At 72.2% G+C, this 18,433-nt stretch carries 14 protein-coding genes; 10 read left to right on the top strand and 4 right to left on the bottom strand.

Annotation, left to right across the window (positions count from 1 at the left end; all coding sequences use genetic code 11):
• Nucleotides 1-344 precede the first annotated feature (344 nt).
• The gene (locus ACIPSJ_RS01345) at nt 345-2,429 is read right to left on the bottom strand and encodes a hypothetical protein (protein WP_401342549.1); all 2,085 of its coding nucleotides are present in this window, start codon (nt 2,427-2,429) and stop codon (nt 345-347) included.
• A 409-nt stretch (nt 2,430-2,838) separates the two neighbouring features.
• On the opposite strand from ACIPSJ_RS01345, the gene ACIPSJ_RS01340 reads away from it, so the two are divergent.
• The 7 genes from ACIPSJ_RS01340 to ACIPSJ_RS01310 all read left to right on the top strand — a co-directional run bounded on the left by ACIPSJ_RS01340 (nt 2,839) and on the right by ACIPSJ_RS01310 (nt 8,965).
• A complete protein-coding gene (locus tag ACIPSJ_RS01340; protein WP_401342547.1) occupies nt 2,839-3,918 on the top strand; it encodes an MBL fold metallo-hydrolase in 1,080 nt (359 codons plus the stop codon).
• A gap of 54 nt (nt 3,919-3,972) precedes the next feature.
• Entirely contained in the window at nt 3,973-4,782 is an 810-nt protein-coding gene (locus ACIPSJ_RS01335; protein ID WP_401342545.1) for an alpha/beta hydrolase, read from the top strand.
• Nucleotides 4,779-5,606 carry an SDR family NAD(P)-dependent oxidoreductase gene (locus ACIPSJ_RS01330; RefSeq protein WP_401342543.1) on the top strand — a complete coding sequence of 276 codons (828 nt, stop codon included), beginning with the start codon at nt 4,779-4,781 and terminating at the stop codon, nt 5,604-5,606. The genes ACIPSJ_RS01335 and ACIPSJ_RS01330 overlap by 4 nt, the downstream gene beginning before the upstream one ends.
• A gap of 71 nt (nt 5,607-5,677) precedes the next feature.
• Nucleotides 5,678-6,667, top strand: a complete 990-nt coding sequence (locus tag ACIPSJ_RS01325) for an alpha/beta fold hydrolase (protein WP_401342541.1) — start codon at nt 5,678-5,680, stop codon at nt 6,665-6,667.
• 14 nt (nt 6,668-6,681) lie between these two features.
• On the top strand, nt 6,682-7,161 hold the full coding sequence (locus ACIPSJ_RS01320) for a cupin domain-containing protein (RefSeq protein WP_359215540.1): 480 nt from the start codon (nt 6,682-6,684) through the stop codon (nt 7,159-7,161).
• Nucleotides 7,162-7,201: 40 nt separating this feature from the next.
• Entirely contained in the window at nt 7,202-8,035 is an 834-nt protein-coding gene (locus tag ACIPSJ_RS01315) for an alpha/beta hydrolase (protein WP_359215543.1), read from the top strand.
• Nucleotides 8,036-8,065: 30 nt separating this feature from the next.
• Nucleotides 8,066-8,965 (top strand): alpha/beta hydrolase, encoded by a 900-nt coding sequence (locus ACIPSJ_RS01310; RefSeq protein WP_359215546.1) that lies wholly within the window; start codon nt 8,066-8,068, stop codon nt 8,963-8,965.
• 51 nt (nt 8,966-9,016) lie between these two features.
• Here the strand turns inward: ACIPSJ_RS01310 and ACIPSJ_RS01305 are convergent, their stop codons facing one another.
• Both ACIPSJ_RS01305 and ACIPSJ_RS01300 read right to left on the bottom strand, forming a co-directional pair.
• A complete protein-coding gene (locus ACIPSJ_RS01305; protein ID WP_401342538.1) occupies nt 9,017-11,800 on the bottom strand; it encodes an AAA family ATPase in 2,784 nt (927 codons plus the stop codon).
• A 93-nt stretch (nt 11,801-11,893) separates the two neighbouring features.
• The gene (locus ACIPSJ_RS01300) at nt 11,894-14,608 is read right to left on the bottom strand and encodes an AAA family ATPase (RefSeq protein ID WP_401342536.1); all 2,715 of its coding nucleotides are present in this window, start codon (nt 14,606-14,608) and stop codon (nt 11,894-11,896) included.
• 118 nt (nt 14,609-14,726) lie between these two features.
• On the opposite strand from ACIPSJ_RS01300, the gene ACIPSJ_RS01295 reads away from it, so the two are divergent.
• From ACIPSJ_RS01295 to ACIPSJ_RS01285, 3 genes are all read left to right on the top strand, one after another.
• Complete coding sequence (locus ACIPSJ_RS01295) at nt 14,727-15,302, top strand: TetR/AcrR family transcriptional regulator (protein WP_355710637.1); 576 nt, start codon at nt 14,727-14,729, stop codon at nt 15,300-15,302.
• A 105-nt stretch (nt 15,303-15,407) separates the two neighbouring features.
• The gene (locus ACIPSJ_RS01290) at nt 15,408-16,202 is read left to right on the top strand and encodes an SDR family NAD(P)-dependent oxidoreductase (RefSeq protein ID WP_401342534.1); all 795 of its coding nucleotides are present in this window, start codon (nt 15,408-15,410) and stop codon (nt 16,200-16,202) included.
• A 56-nt stretch (nt 16,203-16,258) separates the two neighbouring features.
• Nucleotides 16,259-17,281, top strand: coding sequence for a methyltransferase (locus tag ACIPSJ_RS01285; RefSeq protein WP_401342532.1), 1,023 nt, complete (start codon nt 16,259-16,261; stop codon nt 17,279-17,281).
• Between the two features lies 1 nt (nt 17,282).
• On the opposite strand, the gene ACIPSJ_RS01280 is transcribed toward ACIPSJ_RS01285, so the two are convergent.
• Nucleotides 17,283-18,338: a LacI family DNA-binding transcriptional regulator gene (locus ACIPSJ_RS01280; RefSeq protein ID WP_359215561.1), complete on the bottom strand. Its 1,056-nt coding sequence runs from the start codon at nt 18,336-18,338 to the stop codon at nt 17,283-17,285.
• Between the last annotated feature and the right edge of the window lie 95 nt (nt 18,339-18,433).

The raw sequence follows: 18,433 nt of genomic DNA, 5'->3' as shown, positions 1-18,433 counted from the left end.
GCAGCGCCCCCGCATCATGCGGGGGCGCTGTCATGTTCGAGGGGCGTAGGCGGAGAAGCCGCCAGGGGACGATCACGGATACAGCGTTTTCTACTCACACCCCGCCCGCGTCGCACTCTCCGTTCCCGGGCTGTTCCCACGGGAACAGAGAGCGGAATTGATCTGCATCCAGCGTCATTGAGCGTCATCGAACGGCACGCATTTGTCCCGATATTCCACATCGCCGCAGGTCACGGTATGTTCAAAAAACTGGTTCGAGTCCCGTCACTCACCCTTCGGTCAGAGGCCGATGATCTGTGATTACAGGTCATCGGCCTCTTTCGTTGTCCGGGGGTCTGCTGGAATCAGTCGGGCGGGTAGATGAGCGTGCCGGAGTCGACGTCGTCGACGTATCGGCCGGCGAGGTCGGCGTAGTACGCGTCGGACGGGTCGCCGTCCGAGAGGTCGGCGGCCTTGACGGTCGGGGATGTGGCGGTGCCGTCGGTGGAGACCGCCGCGGCAAGGTCGACGAGCCGGCCGGGGTAATCGTCGAGCAGGTAGTTGTTGACCTGCTCCCGGGCGGCCTCCTGGGTCGCGGTGCCGGGGTGGGCGGCGGTGAACGGCGGGATGGTGGCGAGGTAGACGGTGATGCCGGAACTCTGGGTGACCGGCTGCTGGTCGACGTAGATCTGGCTGTCGTCGGTGTAGTACGAGCTCAGCCGGGTGTCGAGGGAGGCCAGTCCTCTCTCCACTTCGGTGGCGCAGGTGTCGGCGTTGCCGGCGCAGTTCAGCAGGTCGTCGGCGCCGAGGGAGACGAGGACGGTACGCACGTTGCCCTGGGCCAGCACGTCCCGGTCCTCGGGGTTGAGCGCGTTGGTCGGAACGGTGCCGTCGGTGATCTGCGGAAGCAGGTCGGTACCGGTGCCCGCGTTGAGCACGCCGTAGGCCACGGAGGCGTTCCCGTGCGGATCGTCGACCAGGGCGTCGGTGATCGCGTCGCTCAGGTGATGCCGGCCGTCCTCGCTCGCGGTGTCCCCGTTGACGCTCTGGTCTCCGTAGAGGACCAGCGAGCCGGTGGGCTGTGTGGTGGAGGTGGTGACATCGATGCCCGAGAGGTACGGCAGACCGGTGTACGTGGTCTGCGTGTAGTGGGCGGCGGCCGTGTCACCGGTGCGGTCGGCGGGGTCGCTGACCCAGACGGGAGCACGGGCCACGGAGTGACCGGGCATGGCGGACACCGAGCCGTGCACCCGCATGCTGACCAGTACGGTTGCTTGCTGCCGGACGGTCAAGGCGACCGGGTCGCTGACGGTGTCGGCGCCCGCGGGGATGGTGACGGACGGGGAACCGCCGAAGGTCAGCGGCGTCGGAGCCGCTGCTGCGGTGGCGCCGCCTGTGGCGGTGTCCTGACGGGCGATGGAGGCCGCGTCGAAGGTCACCGGGGTGGCGCCCGTCGCGTTGGACAGGTGGACCCGCACCCCGTTTCCGCTGTCGGTGCCGATGCTGACGTGGGCCGGGACGCGGAGAGTCTGGTCGTCGACGGTGGCTGTGCTGTCGTCGGACAACTGCACTCTGCCGGTGTCCGGGACCGCGGCCCAGGTGCCGACCCAGTGCCGGGCGGTGGGTCCGCTGCCGGTGAGGGTCGTCGGCCGTATGCCCAGCCCGAGGATGTGCAGGGCGGGCCGGCCGGCCTGGACGCCGTCGCCGAGCAGCGGCAGGGAGATGCTACTGACGACCGAGCCGGGGCAGGCCAGCGGGACGCTGACGGCGTAGACCTTGGGGCCGGAACTCGGGCTGGTCTGGGTGTTGTTGCCGTGGTTCTCGTGGGCCAGGGTGATCGAGGCCGCGGCGGGCGGACCGGAGAGCCAGTCCGGCACGGTGTCCAGACGATAGTCCTGGTCGGCGGGGTCGCCGTCCGGGTTCAGGCAGTTGTTCCCGGCGTAGGTGATGGTGCCGGTGGCGCCTGTGACCGCGTCGCCGGTGGCGAAGGCGAGGAAGACCACGGCATCGCCGGTGTCGGCCACGCTGCCGCCCGGCAGGGTGAGGGTCTGGCCGGAGGCCAGCATGTTGTCGTAGGTGCCGGTGCCGAAGTGCGGCAGCGTGATGGTGGCGCCGTCGACGGTCACGGTGCCGCCGCTCCGCCAGCCCGCCGTGCCCGTCAGGTCGGCGGCGTTGAAGCTGTCGCCGGAGCCGTCGGCGTCGGCAGGACTGGTCGTGGTGGTGAAGGTGCTGGTGGCGGTGTTGTTCAGGCAGCCGTCGGTGTCGTTGACCGCACAGGTCGGCCGGACGGTGGACTGCGAGAGAGCGCTGTGCGACGCGGCACGGCGTGGCGGGGCCGCGGTGCCGGACGCCGCGTGGGCCGGCGCCGTCAGTGATCCGGCCGCAAGGGCCGTGGCCGCGACCACGACGGCGGCGAACGGCCCTGACGCGGAGCGTCTGAAAACAGGCATGGCTAAGCGGAAGACGGACATGGAGGTCGGGATCCTTCCCGGGACAGGGGCGGTCCCCCCGGTGGGTCCGCGCCGCTGTGCATTCTGAAGGCCGGTCTGTGCGCGGTGCATCACCAATTTGATCGCCAAGCGGCCGCCTACAGACCGTTTTCGAGTCTTGTGAGTCGAGATGCGTTTCCAGCGTGAGTGATTCTTTGGGTTTCCTGTGGGGTTTCTTTACGTCCGATGCCGACTCGGCCGATTCCGGTCATCCGTGCGGCGGATCCTCAACTTCCCTGTGCACCAGGGGAGGTCGGGAGTCCGTTCGGCTGGGGTGGAGCCCCAGTGCGAACGTCGCTCGCGGGGTGCTGTCCTGGCGGGGTCGGCGATCGCCGCCTTCGTCCCCCGACCGAAAGGCGACCACCCTTCCATGCCTTCCGAGCTCCAGCCTCCGACCGGCCGCCGCGGATTCCTCAAGGGCGCCGCCGGGGCACTCGCCGTCCCGGCCGCCGCCGCGTTCGTCGGCGCGTCGGCCGGGCCCGCCCACGCCGATGACGGCGGGCTGCCCGACTACGCGCCCGTCCCGGCCGCCGCGGCCGGGCCCCAGGTGAACGAGGCCGGCTACTACGTGGACCGGATCGCCGGAAACCTCTACTGGGTCACGGACTCCTTCTACCAGGCCATGTTCCTGACGACCCGGCGGGGCGTCGTCCTCGTCGACGCTCCGCCGACCATCGGGCACAACCTGCTCCGCGCGATCGACGACATCACCCGGGCCAACGGCCGGCCGGGCCGGGTCACACACCTGGTCTACTCGCACTCGCACGCCGACCACATCGGCGCCGCCGGCCTGTTCGGAACCGACGTCGTCCGGATCTCGCACGCGGCGACGGCCGGTCTGCTGGCCCGCGCGGCGGACCCCAACAGACCGCTGCCGACGGTCACCTTCCAGGACAAGTACCAGCTCAAGGTCGGCGGGGAAACCCTGCGCCTGGCGTACCACGGCCCCAACCACTCCCCCGACAACATCTTCGTCCACGCGCCCGAGTACGACACCCTGATGCTGGTCGACGTCCTGTACCCGGGCTGGGTGCCGTTCAAGAACCTCGCGGTCTCCCAGGACATCCCCGACTGGATCAAGGCCCAGAGCATCGCGATGGACTACCCGTGGCAGACGTTCGTCGGCGGCCATCTCGGGCGGCTCGGAGTCCGCGCGGACGGCGCCCTGCAGATCCGGTACATGGACGATCTGGAGGCCAGCACCCGGTCCGCGATCGCCTCCGTGGACCCGGCCCCGTTCTTCGCCAAGTACGGCGCGCAGGGGAACTCGTGGGCGATCTTCAAGACCTTCCTCGACGCGGTCGCGGACGCCGCGGCCGCGCCGGTGGCCGCGAAGTACACCGGAGTCCTCGCCGCCGCCGACGTCTTCACGCGGGACAACGCGTGGACGCTGCTGGAGTCCCTGCGGATCGACGCGGGTGTCCTCGGGCCGTTCGGCATCCACCCCTGAACCACAGGCTCTCGACAACAGACCCTGAACAGCACCGACAAGAGAGGCCCAGCCATGACCGTCCCCCTTCCCGTGGTCTTCATCCACGGACTCTGGCTGCACAGCACCTCCTGGCAGCCGTGGATCGAGCTGTTCCGCGCCGAGGGCTACGACCCGTCCGCGCCCGGGTGGCCGGGCGACCCCGACACCGTCGAGGACGCGCGGCAGAACCCCGAGAGCATCGCCGGCCACGGCATCGACGACGTCGTCGAGCACTACGCGGCCCTGATCGAGGCCCTGCCCGTGCGGCCCGTCGTGATCGGCCATTCGTTCGGCGGGATGATCGCGCAGAAGCTGCTCGGCCAGGACCGCGCAGCCGCGGCGGTCGCGATCGACGCCGCACAGATCAAGGGTGTGCTGCCGCTGCCGCTGTCCGCGTTGAAGGCGACGCTCCCGGTCTTCAAGAACCCGGCCAACAAGCGCCGGTCGGTCTCCCTGACCGCGGAGCAGTTCCGGTTCGCGTTCGGCAACGCCGTCGCGGAGGAGGAATCGGCGGCCCTGTACGAACGCTGGACCATCCCCGCGCCGGGCAAGCCGCTGTACGAGGCCGCCTCCGCCAACTTCAACCCCCACTCGCCGGCGAAGGTCGACACGGACAACAACGGACGCGGCCCGCTGCTGCTCGTCTCCGGCGGCAAGGACCACACGGTGCCCGAGGTCGTCACCCGGGCCACCCTCAAGCAGTACCGGCACTCCGAGGCGGTCACCGACATCATCAACTTCCCCGACCGGGGGCACTCGTTGACGATCGACGGCGGCTGGCGCGAGGTCGCGGACACCGTGCTCACCTGGCTGCGGCGGCAGGGCCTGGAGGCCGGGCGGTGAACTCCGGTCCCCAGGCCGCCGGGACGTCCGCCGGCGACGCGGGCCTGGCCGGGCGGACCGTCGTGGTCACCGGCGCCGGGCGCGGCATCGGACTGGCCGTCGTCGAGGCCTTCCTCGCGGCCGGCGCCCGCGTCGTCGCGGGTTCGAGGGAACGCACCGACGCACTCGACCAGCACGTGAAGCAGGGTGCCGAACTCACCGTCGTGGAGGTCGACCTCGCGACGCCCGACGGTCCGGCCGCGCTGGTCGCCGAGGCCGTGGCGCTCCATGGCGGTGTCGACGTCCTGGTGAACAACGTCGGTGCGGTGCGGCCGCGGGTCGACGGCTTCCTGAGCGTGACGGACGAGGACTGGGAGTGGACGTTCACGGTCAACCTCATGGCCGCCGTCCGCACCACCCGGGCCGCGCTGCCGCACCTGCTCGCCACCGGCGCGGGACGCATCGTCACCGTCTCCTCGGTCAACGCCCGGCTGCCGGACCCGCTGGTCATCGACTACGGCGCGGCGAAGGCGGCGCTGACCAACTTCTGCAAGGCCCTGTCCAAGGAGGTCGGGCCACACGGTGTGCGGGTCAACACCATCGGTCCCGGCCCGGTGGAGACAGCGCTGTGGCAGGGCGCCGGCGGTGTCGCCGCCACGGTCGGCGGGGCCCGGGGCGTCGACCCCCGGGAGGTGGCCCGCGGCGCGGCGGACCAGTCGGTGACCGGCCGCTTCACCCGGCCGTCCGAGGTGGCCGATCTGGTGGTCTACCTCGCCGGTCCCCGGGCGGCGAACATCACCGGCGCCGACTTCGTCGTCGACGGCGGCCTCGTCGACTCGCTCTGACCGGCCGTCACGGCGCGGCGGGCGCCCGGCCAGCCGCGCCTCACCTCCCCTCGTGTCCCCTGGAGAGATCCGTGAGATTCCGCCTGCCCAGATCCCGCCGCCTGGTGGCCGCGGTCTTCGCCCTGGCCGTCGGCCTCGGCTCGACCACCCTCACGGCCTCGGCCTCCGACAAGTCGGCGCCGTCGTCCGGCGAGCGGATTCCCGCCGGCTTCAGTGAGCACAAGACCCGGGTCGCCGGGATCGGCATCGACTACGTGATCGGCGGCCACGGACCGACCCTGGTCCTGATCCACGGCTACCCGCAGACCTGGTACGAGTGGCACGGCATCATGCCCGCGCTCGCCAGGCACTACACCGTCATCGCGCCGGACCTGCCCGGCGCGGGCCGCAGTGACGCCCCGGCGTCCGGCTACGACAAGAAGACCATGGCCGCCGAACTGCACGCGCTCCTGGTGTCGCTCGGCAAGGACCAGGACGTGAACGTCGTCGGCCATGACATCGGCACGATGGTCGCGTACGCCTACGCCGCGCAGTACCCGCACAGCGTCAGGAAGCTCGTGCTCAGCGAGGCCCCGATCCCGGACGCGGGCCTCTACGAATTCCCGTCGCTGACGGCCCAGGGCCCCGGCGCATGGCACTTCGGCTTCTTCTCCTTGCGGACCGGCCTCCCGGAGAGCCTGGTCCGGGGCCGCGAGCTGACCTGGACGACCGGGTTCATGCGGGGCATCGCGGTGCGCAAGGACGCCCTCGCCCCGGACGACCTCCAGGTCTTCGCCTCCTACCTGCGCGACTACGCCCACCTGGAGGCGAGCTTCGCCTGGTTCCGCACGTTCCCGCAGGACATCGCCGACAACGCGCGGTTCCGGAAGAAGCGCCTGACCATGCCGGTCCTCGCGGTCGGCGCCGACGGCAGCCTCGGCTCGTCGGTCGCGAAGCAGGTGCGCCGCTACGCCACCCACGTCACCCCGGCCGTCGTCGCCGACTCCGGCCACTGGATCTACGAGGAGCACCCGAAAGAGATGACCGACATGCTGCTGCGCTTCCTGGACGGCCCCCGATGACCTCAGGAGCGAGAATGACCGGCTTCTTCCCGACCTTCGGCCCGACGCCCGAGCGCGAACCCTTCTGGTTCCTCGGCGGCCAGGCCAGGATCCTGCTTCCCGGTACCGCGACCGACAACCGCCTCAGTCTGATGGAGTTCGCCGACCCGGCCGGCCACGCGCCCCCGCACCACGTCCACGAGGACGAGGAGGAGGTCTGGTTCGTCCTCGACGGCGAGGTGACGTTCTTCGTCGGCGACCAGCGCCACGACCTGGTGCCCGGGCAGGTCGCGTACGGGCCGCGCGGGGTGCCGCACAGCTACCTGGTGCGCTCGCCCGAGGGGGCGCGGATAGCGGTGCTGTTCAGCCCGGCCTGCATCGAGGAGTACTTCCGGGCCAACGGCACCCCGGTGGCCGAGGCCGGGGACCTGCCGCCCGAGTTCGACCTCGGCGCGGTCGTGGCCTCCGCGGAGGCCTTCCACCTGCGCGTCACCGGACCGCCGCCGTCCTTGTGAGCCGCCCGCCGGTCCGCCGAACACACGAAGGGAAACCGACATGCCGTACATCACCGTCGGCCAGGAGAACTCCGCCGACATCGAGCTGTACTACGAGGACCACGGGAGCGGGCAGCCCGTCGTACTGATCCACGGCTACCCGCTGGACGGCCACTCGTGGGAGAAGCAGCTCCCGGCCCTGCTCGACGCGGGCCACCGGGTCGTCACCTACGACCGGCGCGGCTTCGGCCGGTCGTCGCAGCCGACCACGGGCTACGACTACGACACCTTCGCCGCCGACCTCGACGCGGTGCTGACCGAGCTGGACCTGACCGACGCGGTACTCGTGGGGTTCTCCATGGGCACCGGGGAAGTCGGCCGTTACCTGGGTACGTACGGCTCGCAGCGCGTCGCCAAGGCCGCCTTCCTGGCCTCCCTCGAACCCTTCCTGGTCAGGACCGACGACAACCCGGGCGGCGTCGACCGGTCCGTGTTCGACGGCATCCTGGAGGCGGTCACTAAGGACCGCTACGCCTACTTCACCGGTTTCTACGAGGCGTTCTACAACCTCGACGAGACGCTCGGCAGCCGGATCAGCGAAGAGGCCGTGCGGGCGAGCTGGAACGTGGCGGCGGGCGCGTCCGCGTACGCGTCGGTGGCCTGCGTACCCACCTGGATCACCGACTTCCGCGCCGACGTCGCCAGGATCGACGTACCGACGCTGATCCTGCACGGCACGGCCGACCGGATCCTGCCGGTCGACGCCACCGGGCGGCCCTTCCACGCACTGCTGCCCTCGGCCGAGTACGTCGAGATCGAGGGCGCCCCGCACGGCCTGCTGTGGACGCACGCCGAAGAGGTCAACGCCGCGCTGCTGGCCTTCCTGGCCAAGTAGCCGACGGGAACCGGTGACGAGGAGGCGGCGATGACGGGATCCGGAGCGCTGGGGATGAGGGATCACTCCGGTGTCCCGCTCACCCACGGCCGGCCACGGGTCAACGGGGTCGATCTGCACTGTGCGACGGGCGGCAGCGGCGAGCCGGTCGTCCTGATCCACGGCGTGCCGAAGACCATGTTCTTCTGGCGCCACGTCATCCCGCTGCTCACCCCGCACCACACGGTCGTCGCGGTGGATCTGCGGGGATTCGGCGGCTCGGGACGTCCGGCGACCGGGTACGACACACGGACCCTGGCCGCCGACGTCGCCGCGCTCATGGCGACGCTGGGACACGACCGGTACCGCGTGGTGGGCGAGGACTGGGGTGCGGCCGTCGCCTACGCCGTCGCGGCCTTCCACCGCCCGAAGGTCGTGCAGCTCGTCTTCCAGGAGACGAGGCTGCCCGGCCTCCCGGTGCCCGACCTCGGGCCGCTCGCCGCCGAGGATCCCCGCACCGGCTGGCACCGCTCGCTGTTCGGCCTGCCGCACTACCCCGAACTGCTGATCACCGGCCGGGAGCGTGCCTTCTGGACGTACTTCATGCGGCGGATCATGTGGGACCCGAGCGCGTACACGGACGCCGACGAGGACGAGTACACGCGCGGGCTCGAAGAACCGGGCGGCAACCACGCGGTGTTCGAGCTGTACCGGGCGACGGAGACCGATGCCGAGCAGAACCGGCCGCAGTTCGCGGTCCCGCTGGAATGCCCGGTGCTGGCCGTCGGGGGGCGCGCCTACCTCGCCGCGGAGCCCGGGGAGCAGATGGCGCAGGTCGCGGTGGACGTCACGCCTGTGGTGATCGAGCAGGCGGGGCACAACATCCCGTTGGAGGCGCCCGCCGAACTCGCGCGCCGCTACCTGGACTTCTTCGCGTCCGCGGCGAAATGACGCCCGCGTCGCGGCCGGGACGGCGGCCGCGACGCGCCGGTTCCCACGGGGTCACCCCCCGGTCTCCGGGCCGGGTTCGCCGATCGCGCGCGGGATCTGCTTGCGGGAGGTGATACCGAGTTTGCGGAACACCTTGTTCAGATGGAACTCGACGGTCGAGGCGGTGACGAACAACCGCGCCGCGATCTCCCCGTTGGTCAGCCCCGAGGCGGCCATGGCGGCCACCTGCCGTTCCCGCGGGGTGAGATCGAACCTGGTCTCCTCGGTCCGCCTGCGGGCCTTCTCACCGGTGGCCAGCAGCTCGATCCGGGCCCGCTCGGCGTACGGCACCGCGCCGAAGGCGTCGAAGCTCTCGTACGCGGCGCGCAGTTGCTTCCGGGCATCGGATCGGCGCTTGCGGCGGCGCAGCCACTCGCCGAACAGGAGCCGGGTCCGGGCCAGTTCCAGGGCCAGCGGACCCTGCCCCAGCAGTTCGACGGACTCCTCGTAGAACTTCTGGGCATCGTCGCCGTCGGCCGTCAGCGCCCGGCCGAGGGCCAGGGTGCCCAGCGCCCAGGGAGTACCGGCGAGCGGGGCGCGTTCCTCCAGCCGGGCCAGGGCCCGGTCCGCGCTGTCCCGGTCGCCGGTGCGGACGCCGGCCTCGACGATCAGCGGCAGCACGAGGTTGCCGCAGGTCGGAGGGTCCTCATCGAAAACGGCCCGCGCGTGCTTCAACGCCTGCCGGTAGTGGCCCTGCCCCAGCTCGAACAGGGTCAGGGCGTGCTGCGCCATCAGCTGGTGCAGGCCGAGCCCGATGTCCCTCAGCTCTGCGGTCCGCCGAACCGCCGCCCGCAGCTCGGCCTCCCGGCCGGTCAGGGCGAACAGGTGGAGCCTGTTGATGTCCCCTCCGCCGGGAAACCCGGTGGCGGCCACGATGTCGTCGAACTCGGCGTAGCGGACCTCCGCCTCCGTCAGCCGTCCGTCCAGGAGTTCGTAGCGCGCCTGGACGAGCAGCGCGATGCTCAGCGCGTACAGCGCGCCGGCGTCGCGGTCCGTCGCGGCCAGACGGTCGGTGAGCTCGCGCCCCGCTTGGACGTCCCACAGATCGTCGCAGGCCATCAACAGCATCACCGCGAACGGACTGTTCGCGTCCCTGATCTCACCGCCGTCCCTCAGCCCGTCCAGGGCGGTGCGCAGCACGGGCGCGCCGTGCTCGTAGCCCTCGGCCACGCGCCGGGACAGGCCCTCCATCAGCAGGTCCCGGTCGCGCACCGCGGAGTCCGGGTCGTGCCGCGCGGCCACGACCGCCGCCGCGACCTCGGTCAGCGACGAGCCCCGCATGGCGTCGTGGGCGACCAGCGCGGCGTGCAGCGCCTCGCAGAGCAGCTCCCAGGTCAGCCCCGGGTCCTGTGGGCCGAGGCTGGTCACGGCGTCCATCAGCATCGCCGGGACGTCGGCGACGGCGATCCGGAACATCTGCGCGGTCGCCCGTATCCGCAGCTCGCGCGTGCGCGTCACCGGGCCGCCGAGGTCGGCGCCGGCCAGGTCCAGCGCGGTCCCCGCCGCCGGCGCGTCGCCGGACATCAGATGGGCCTGCGCCGCGTCGAGCAGCCGCTCGGCCCGTTTCTCCGGGTCCCCGGTGAACTCGGCGGCACGCGACAGGAACAGGGCCTGCTGGGAGTAGCCGCCGCGGGCGCGGGCCCGCTCGGAGGCGGCCGCCAGGTCGTCGGCGACGCCGTCGTCCACGCCCTCGGCGGCCTCCGCCCGGTGCCAGGCACGGCGGTCGGCGTCCCGGACGGGGTCGCAGGCGGCGGCCAGCGCCGCGTGCACCCGGCGGCGCTCGCCGGGTTCGGCCGCGGCGTAGACCGTCGAGCGGATCAGGGGATGCCGGAAGGCCGGAGGCATGTCCCGGCCGAGGACTCCCACGGCGGCCGCGGGCCGGACGGCGCGGGCGGACAGGCCCAGCCGCCCGGCGGCCCGCCACATCATCCCCGTGTCGTCCGAGGGGGCGGCCGCGAGCAGCAGCAACAGGGTTGCGGTCTCGGCCGGCAGGGCTCGGACCAGGCGCTGGAAGTGGCCCTCGAGAAGCCGGCCCACCGGCAGCGGATCGGGCAACGGGGCGACACCGGACAGCTGTTCGGCAGCCAGGGCGTCGGCCAGCTCCAGCAGGGCGAGCGGATTGCCGCCGGTGCCGGTGACGATCCGGCCGGCCACGTCCGCGTCCACCCGCCGGGCGACGGAGGAGAGCAGGGCCCTGGCCTCCGGCTCGGGCAGACCGGTCAGGGGGTGCATGTCCAGCGCGTCGAACAGGCCGTTGTCCCCGAGCCCGTCGCGGACGGCGATGATCAGGCCCAGGGAGTCGGCGTGCAGCCGGCGGGCGAGGAACGCGAGCGCCTCGGCCGACTCCCGGTCCAGCCACTGCGCGTCGTCGAGCAGGAACAGCAGCGGCTGGTCGGCGGCGGCCTCGGAGAGCAGCGTCAGGGTCGCCAGCCCGACCAGGTAGCGGTCCGCGGGCGGCCCCGGCGCGAGACCCATGGCCGCGTCCAGCGCGGTCCGCTGCGGCCCGGGCAGCCGGCCCGTACCGTTCAGGAACGGCCGCAGCAACCGGTGCAGCGCGCCGTAGCCGAGACCGGTCTCGGTCTCGGCCGCGGTCAGCCGGACCACGCGGAGTTCCGCGGCCCGGTCCGCGGCGTACTCCAGCAGCCGGGTCTTGCCGATCCCGGGTTCGCCGGTCAGCACCAGGACTCCGCTGAGGCCGTCGCGTACCGCGTCGAGCAGCCGCCCGACGGCTTCGCGTTCGGCATGGCGACCGACGATCGGCAGCCCGGACGGGTGTTGGACGCCGTTCCCCACCATGGGACCGCTCCCCTGCTTGTCGCTGTCCTGACATGGGGACGCTAGGAGCAGCGCGGCGGCGGCAGCGAGCGTCATGTGACGGTGGTGTACCGGTCAACGCAGGGCGCTGACCACCGTCCGCAGCTCGGCGCGCGAGGCCACGCCCAACTTGGGGAAGATCCGGTGGAGATGCGAGCTGACGGTACGGTGCGAGAGGTAGAGCCGCTGGCCTATCTCGCGGTTCGTCAGGCCCTCGGCGGCGAGCTGGACGATCTGCAGTTCATGGGCGGTCAGCTGGTCCCGGGCGTCCGGGGCCCGGCGGCGGCTGGTCTCGCCCGCCGCACGCAGCTCCCGGCGGGCCCGCTCCCCCCAGGGGATCGCGCCGAGCGCGTCGAACATGTCGCGGGCGGCACGGAGGTGGTCGCGGGACTCGACACTGCGCCGCCGGCGCCGCAGCCATTCGCCGTAGGCCAGATGGGTACGGGCCCTGATCAGCGGCCAGGCGCCGAGGTCTGCGCCCAGCGCGTCCGCGAAGAGCGGGTCGGCGTCCTCGTCGGCGGCCAGCAGCGCCCGGACCAGACGCAGTTCGGCGTGCAGCACCGGCGCGGAGGTCACCGTGGCGACCTTCTCCAGCTCCGTCACGACCGGGAGCACGGCGTCCAGCCGCCCGCAGTGCGTCGCCGCGTCGACGAGGTCGCCCACGGCCGTCAGCCGCAGCGCGACCTGGAACGCGGGATCCGCGGGATCGTGCAGCCGGCGGAACTGGCCGAAGGCCTCCTCGAACCGGCCCGCGCCCAGCGCGGCCAGCCCACGTGCCATCGACGCGGTGGCCAGCACCGGACGGGCCCCGGCCGGCAGCCCTGTCTCCTCCGCCTCCTCGGCCAGCGCCAGGGCGGAATCCACTTCACCGCGCAACGCGGCCAGCTTGGCGGCGGTGGCGGTCATCAGCGCGTACATCATCGTCTGGCTGGTCTCGCGCGCCAGTCTGCGTGACTCCTCGGTCGCGGCGATCGCCGCGCCGAGGTCGCCGACCACGAGAGCGCTCCACGCGTCAGCGCCGACCGTCCGGGCCAGCAGCCCCAGGCGTCCCTGGGCACGCAACGGGGCGCTGCCGGCCGCCGAGAACGCCCGCGCCAGGTCGAAGCCGCCGACGAGGAGCGCGGCGGTGCTGAGCATCCGGTAGGCGCGGCCGTCGTCGCCCTCCTTCAGGGCGATGTGCCGGGCGCGCTCCAGGACGAAGGTGCCTCGGTCGACCGGTGCGGCGTAGGCGCAGATGGCCAGCCGCCACGGGTCGAGTTCGTCGAGCTCCATCCGCTCCACGGCCCGCAGGACCGTGGAGCGGCCGTGCGGGCCCGGGTCGGACCAGAAGCACAGCTGTGCCGCGCTCCACAGGATCCGCAGCGCCAGCGCACGGTCCTCCTCTGCCATCTCCTCGGCGAGGGCCGTCAGGGAGTTGGCGCCCGACGCATGGCTGTGCAGTCCCTCGTCGAAGCTGCCGCGCAGCCAGACGACCGTGGCGTGCTGCCGTCGCGACAGCGGCCCGGTGAGCGCCTGGTCCAGCAGCCGGGTCACGGTCTCGGGCCGGCCGAGCTCGACGGCGAAGTCGGCGGCGCGCAGCAGCCGTTCGGCTCGGCGGTCGGCGTCCTCGCTGAGCGCGGCGGCCTGTTCGAGGGCCGTGACGGCCGCCGCGATGCCACCGCGGTGTGCGGCCCGGTGAGCGGCGTCCTCCAACGCGGCGGCGACCGTCTCGTCCGGGTCGTCGGCCGCGGCGGCGCGGTGCCGCAGCTGCCGGTCGGGGTGTTCCCAGAGCACGGCGGCGAGCGCGGCGTGTGCGGCGTGGCGGACGCCGGTGGGCATGGTCTGGTGGATCGCCGACCGCATCAGCGGATGCCCGAACCTGATGTCGTTGCCGACGACTTGGACGAGCCGGGCGCGCACGGCCGGGTCGAGTTCCGCGGGTCCGGCCGTGGCGCCGGTGAACAGCCGGGTCGCGCGGTAGGCCTCGGGGAGCGACGAGCTGTCGTTGAGGGCCGCGATCCGCAGCAGACTGCGGGTGATGTCGGGCAGGGTCTCCAGGCGGTCGGTGAAGGCCCGTTCGAGCCGCTCGGTGAGCGGCAGCTGGGACATGTGCGGATCGGCCGACGCGCCGAGGGTGCGGGAGAGTTCGGTCAGGGCCAGGGGGTTCCCGGCGGCCTCGGCCAGCAGCCGGCGATGCGCGGTCGGCCGCAGCTCCGGGGCGCGGTCCGCGAGGAGTTGCGCGGCCTGGCCGTCCGTGAGCGGCCCCAGGGTCACGGAGGTGAGTTCGTCGGAGTCCAGACGCGACCGGTAGCCCTCGCGTGCGGCTCCCACGATGACCACCCGCTCCGTACCGACCCGGCGCGCCACGAAGGCCAGGACGCTGGCGGTGGCGTCGTCGAGCCACTGGACGTCGTCGACCAGGAGCAGTACCGGCGCGAGGGCGGCCGCGTCGGCCAGGAGGTTGAGAACGGCCAGGCCGACCAGGAAGACGTCGGGAACACCGGCCTCGGCCCGGCCGAGGGCGGTGTCCAGCGCCTGCCGGTGCGGGGCGGCGAGCGCGGCGGCCTCCGGGGCCAACGGGCTCAGGACGAGCTGCAGACCGGCGTAGGGGATGTCGCTCTCGGCCTCGGCACCGCTGGTGCGCAGGACCCGGTGGCCGAGCCCCTCGGCGAGGGCGGCGGTCTCGGCGAGCAACGCCGTCTTCCCGATGCCGGGGGCGCCGCGGACCAGCACCGCGCTCCCGTGGCTCCGCGGCTCGGCCAGCAGCCGGCGCAGCAGATCCAGCTGATCGTCCCGACCGACGAGCTCCACGTTCCCCCCATCAGCCGGGTCCCCCGGACTCGGTCTGTCTGGAAGCTCAGAGTACTGCCCCGTGACCGGCCCTCTCGTTGTGGATTGACTATTCCACAAAGTGAGCTACTCTTGCGGCATGGCACGCACCAGGGAATTCGACGTCGACCGGGCGACGGACCGCGCCATGGACCTGTTCTGGCGCCGCGGCTACGCCGAGACGTCCCTGCAGGACCTGCTGCAAGAGCTGTCCATCGGCAGTGGCAGCTTCTACGCGGCCTTCGGCTCGAAGGAACAGCTCTACATCCGCTGCCTGGAGCGCTACACCTCCCTCCAGGGCAGCGACCTGCAGAAGACCCTGGACGGGACGACCGGGATCCGGCCCGCGATACGCAAGGTGCTCACCTCCATGATCGAGGCGGACCTGGCCGAGCCCACGCGCGGCTGCCTCGTGGTCAGCGCCTCCACCCAGTGCGGCGAGCAGCCTTCGGCGGCGGACCGCGTGACCGTCGCCGTCCGGCAGGTCGAGTCCTTCCTCGCCGGAGCCCTGGAGCAGGCGCAGGTCCGGGGCGAGCTCTCCCCGGACAAGGATCCGAGGGAACTGGCGCGGTTCCTCACCACCTTCATCCAGGGGATCCGCATAGTCGGCCAGGCGCGCACGGGGAGGGAGTTCGCGGAGGACGCCCTGTCCGTAGCGATGCGCGCACTGGACTGACCGCCACAGGCGACCCCGACCCACCGCACCCGCACCCGCACCCGCGGGAAGCCATACCGTAATTATGTATTGATCAATCCAGAAAGAATCCGGGAAGGAACCGTCATGGAACTGCACCTCAAGGACAAGGTCGCCGTCGTCACCGGAGCCAGCAAGGGCATCGGCCTGGCCGTGGTGGAGAAGCTGGCCCGCGAAGGCGTCAAGGTCGTGGCCGGCAGCCGCACCTCCACCCCCGAACTGGACGCCCTCGCGGCCGGTCACGACGTCACGTTCGTGCCCGTCGACCTGTCCACCACGGCGGGCGCGGAGACCCTGGTCCAGCAGGCCGTGGAGCGCCACGGGCGCCTGGACATCCTGGTCAACAACCTCGGCGCCGCCGAACCCCGTGAGTCGTTCCTCAAGGTCGACGACGCCGACTGGCAGCGGATCTTCGACCTGACCTTCTTCAGCGCCGTCCGCGCCAGCCGCGCCGCCCTCCCCCATCTGATCGCGACGGGGGACGCGGCCATCGTGAACATCACCTCGATCAACGCCCGGCTGCCCTTCCCCATGGTGGTCGACTACTCGGCTGCCAAGGCGGCGCTGACCAACCTGAACAAGTCCCTGTCCGAGGAGTTCGCGCCCCAGGGCGTGCGCGTCAACGCCATCGCTCCGGGTCCGGTCCGCACGCCGTTCTGGACCGCGCCGGGCGGCTTCGCCGACGCCACCGCCGCGGCCGCCGGGACCACCGCGCAGGAGGCGCTGGACGTCGTCGTGCCGCAGAGCATGGGGATCACGTCCGGACGGATCAGCGAGGCGCACGAGATCGCCGACCTGGCCCTGTTCCTCGCCTCCCCCCTGGCCGCCAACATCACCGGCACCGAGACCCTCGTCGACGGCGGCCAGACCAAGACGCTCTGAGACCCGCACGGCACCTGCCGTGCAGATCCGACTTCCAACCCGAGTGGAGAAAAGAAATGTCGATCGACGCCTCGATCACCCCCGAGCCGCTTCTCCGGCTCGGCCTCGGCTTCATGGCCTCCAAGACGCTGCTGAGCGCGGTGGAGCTGGGAGTCTTCACCGCGCTGGCCGACGGCGGCCGCGACCGTGAGTCCCTCGCCTCCGAGGTGGGCCTGCACCCCAGATCCGCCGCGGACTTCCTCGACGCCCTGGTCTCACTCGACGTGCTGACCCGCGACGAGGACGGCACCTACCGCAACACCCCCGCCGCGGACGTCTTCCTGGACCGGGCCAAACCGTCGTACGTCGGCGGCATCCTGGAGATGGCCAACGCACGTCTCTTCGGCTTCTGGAACAACCTCACCGACGCGCTGCGGACCGGCGCCCCGCAGAACGAGGTCGCGCACAGCGGCGCCCCGTTCTTCGCGACGCTCAGCCAGGACCCGGTCGCCTGGCGCGCCTTCCTCAACGGCATGAACGGCGTCAGCACGCCCCTCGCCGCCGCGCTGGCCGCCGACTTCGACTGGACCGGCCGCCACCATGTCGTCGACCTCGGCGGAGCCCTCGGCGCCGTGCCCGCCGCCGTCCTGCGCTCCCACCCGGACATCACCGGAGCCGTCTTCGAACTTCCCCCGGTCAGCCCGGTGTTCGAGGAGTTCGTCGCCGCCCACGGCCTGACCGACCGCCTCACCTTCCACGGCGGGGACTTCTTCTCCGACCCGCTGCCCGCGGCCGACGTCTACGTCATGGGCCAGATCCTCCACGACTGGAACCCGGAGCAGCGCCGGTTCCTGCTCAAGAAGGCCTACGACGCCCTGCCCGACGGCGGCACCCTCATCGTCTACGACGCCATGATCGACGACGAGCGCCGCCACCACACCTACGGCCTGATGCTGTCCCTCAACATGCTCATCGACACGGAGGGAGGGTCGGAGTACACGGTCGCGGACGCCACCGAGTGGCTCCGGGCCGCCGGCTTCGCCAAGGTGGAGGCCCGCCCCCTCGCCGGCGGCTACACCGCCGCCTACGCCACCAAGTGAGCTAGGAGGACGCCCGGGCCACCAGCGCCGTCGGCAGTACCGCGTGCCGGCGCTCCAGCCCCCGGGCGGCGGCCGGACGCCGGTCGGCGATCTCGGCCAGCAGCAGGTCGATCATCGCGCGGCCCATCTCCTCGATCGGCTGGCGGACGCTGGTGAGCGGCGGGTCCATGTGACGGGCGATGGCCGAGTCGTCGTACCCGACCAGCGCCACGTCCTCGGGGATACGGCGGCCCGCCACCCGCAGCACCTGGCGGGCGCCCGCCGCCATCACGTCGGAGCCGGCGAACACGGCGTCGAGGCGGGGCTCGCGCTCCAGCAGCCGGGCCATCGCCCGCCGGCCGCCCTCCTCGGTGAAGTCGCCGGGCTCGATGAGGAGTTCGTCCGCCGCACGGCCCGCGTCGCGCAGGGCGTCGCGGTAGCCGTCGACGCGGCGCTGGGCTCCGTACACGTCGAGCCGGCCGGTGATGTGAGCGATCGTGCGGCGGCCGCGGGTCAGCAGGTGCTCCACGGCCGACCGGGCGCCGCCGTAGTTGTCGGAGTCCACCGAGGTCAGCGTCTCCTCCGCCGAGCGGGGGCCGCTGATCACGGCCGGGATCTCCAGCTGGGCGAGCAGGTCGGGCAGCGGGTCGTCGGCGTGCACGGACACCAGCAGCACCCCGTCCACCCGGTGCGCGGCCAGGTACTGCGCGAGCCGGCGCCGCTCGCGGTCGCTGCCCGCGAAGATCAGCAGCAACTGCATCTCGGTCTCGGAGAGTTCGGCACCGACGCCGCTGAGCATGTCGGAGAAGTACGGCTCCGCGAAGAACCGGGTCTCCGGCTCGGGAACGACCAGCGCGATCGCGTCCGTGCGGTTGGCGGCCAGCGCGCGGGCGGCGGTGTTGGGGACGTAGCCGAGTTCGTTGACGGCCGCCTCCACGGCCGCGCGGGTCGCGTCGCTGACCCGGGGCGAGCCGTTGATCACGCGCGACACCGTGCCGCGGCCCACGCCGGCCCGGGCGGCGACCTCCTCCAGGGTCGGCCGCCGAGTGCCCCGGCCCCGCTCACCCTTGACCGTCATGGTCGCCGCCTTCCGTTCGCAGCCCTCAGGCCAGGAAATGTAACAGCCGGGGCCCGGCCGCTCCGGGCCCCGTCACGCCCCGGGGCCGTACCGGG

It is taken from the genome of Streptomyces sp. NPDC090088, assembly GCF_044747345.1.
Lineage (GTDB): Bacteria > Actinomycetota > Actinomycetes > Streptomycetales > Streptomycetaceae > Streptomyces.
This window is presented reverse-complemented; position numbering and strand designations above follow the sequence as displayed.

Excerpts from the sequence above, each read along its gene's own strand:
- ACIPSJ_RS01345 (WP_401342549.1), bottom strand. The coding sequence starts at position 2,429 with ATGCCTGTTTTCAGACGCTCCGCGTCAGGGCCGTTCGCCGCCGTCGTG.
- ACIPSJ_RS01340 (WP_401342547.1), top strand. The coding sequence starts at position 2,839 with ATGCCTTCCGAGCTCCAGCCTCCGACCGGCCGCCGCGGATTCCTCAAG.
- ACIPSJ_RS01335 (WP_401342545.1), top strand. The coding sequence starts at position 3,973 with ATGACCGTCCCCCTTCCCGTGGTCTTCATCCACGGACTCTGGCTGCAC.
- ACIPSJ_RS01320 (WP_359215540.1), top strand. The coding sequence starts at position 6,682 with ATGACCGGCTTCTTCCCGACCTTCGGCCCGACGCCCGAGCGCGAACCC.
- ACIPSJ_RS01315 (WP_359215543.1), top strand. The coding sequence starts at position 7,202 with ATGCCGTACATCACCGTCGGCCAGGAGAACTCCGCCGACATCGAGCTG.
- ACIPSJ_RS01310 (WP_359215546.1), top strand. The coding sequence starts at position 8,066 with ATGACGGGATCCGGAGCGCTGGGGATGAGGGATCACTCCGGTGTCCCG.
- ACIPSJ_RS01305 (WP_401342538.1), bottom strand. The coding sequence starts at position 11,800 with ATGGTGGGGAACGGCGTCCAACACCCGTCCGGGCTGCCGATCGTCGGT.
- ACIPSJ_RS01295 (WP_355710637.1), top strand. The coding sequence starts at position 14,727 with ATGGCACGCACCAGGGAATTCGACGTCGACCGGGCGACGGACCGCGCC.
- ACIPSJ_RS01290 (WP_401342534.1), top strand. The coding sequence starts at position 15,408 with ATGGAACTGCACCTCAAGGACAAGGTCGCCGTCGTCACCGGAGCCAGC.
- ACIPSJ_RS01285 (WP_401342532.1), top strand. The coding sequence starts at position 16,259 with ATGTCGATCGACGCCTCGATCACCCCCGAGCCGCTTCTCCGGCTCGGC.
- ACIPSJ_RS01280 (WP_359215561.1), bottom strand. The coding sequence starts at position 18,338 with ATGACGGTCAAGGGTGAGCGGGGCCGGGGCACTCGGCGGCCGACCCTG.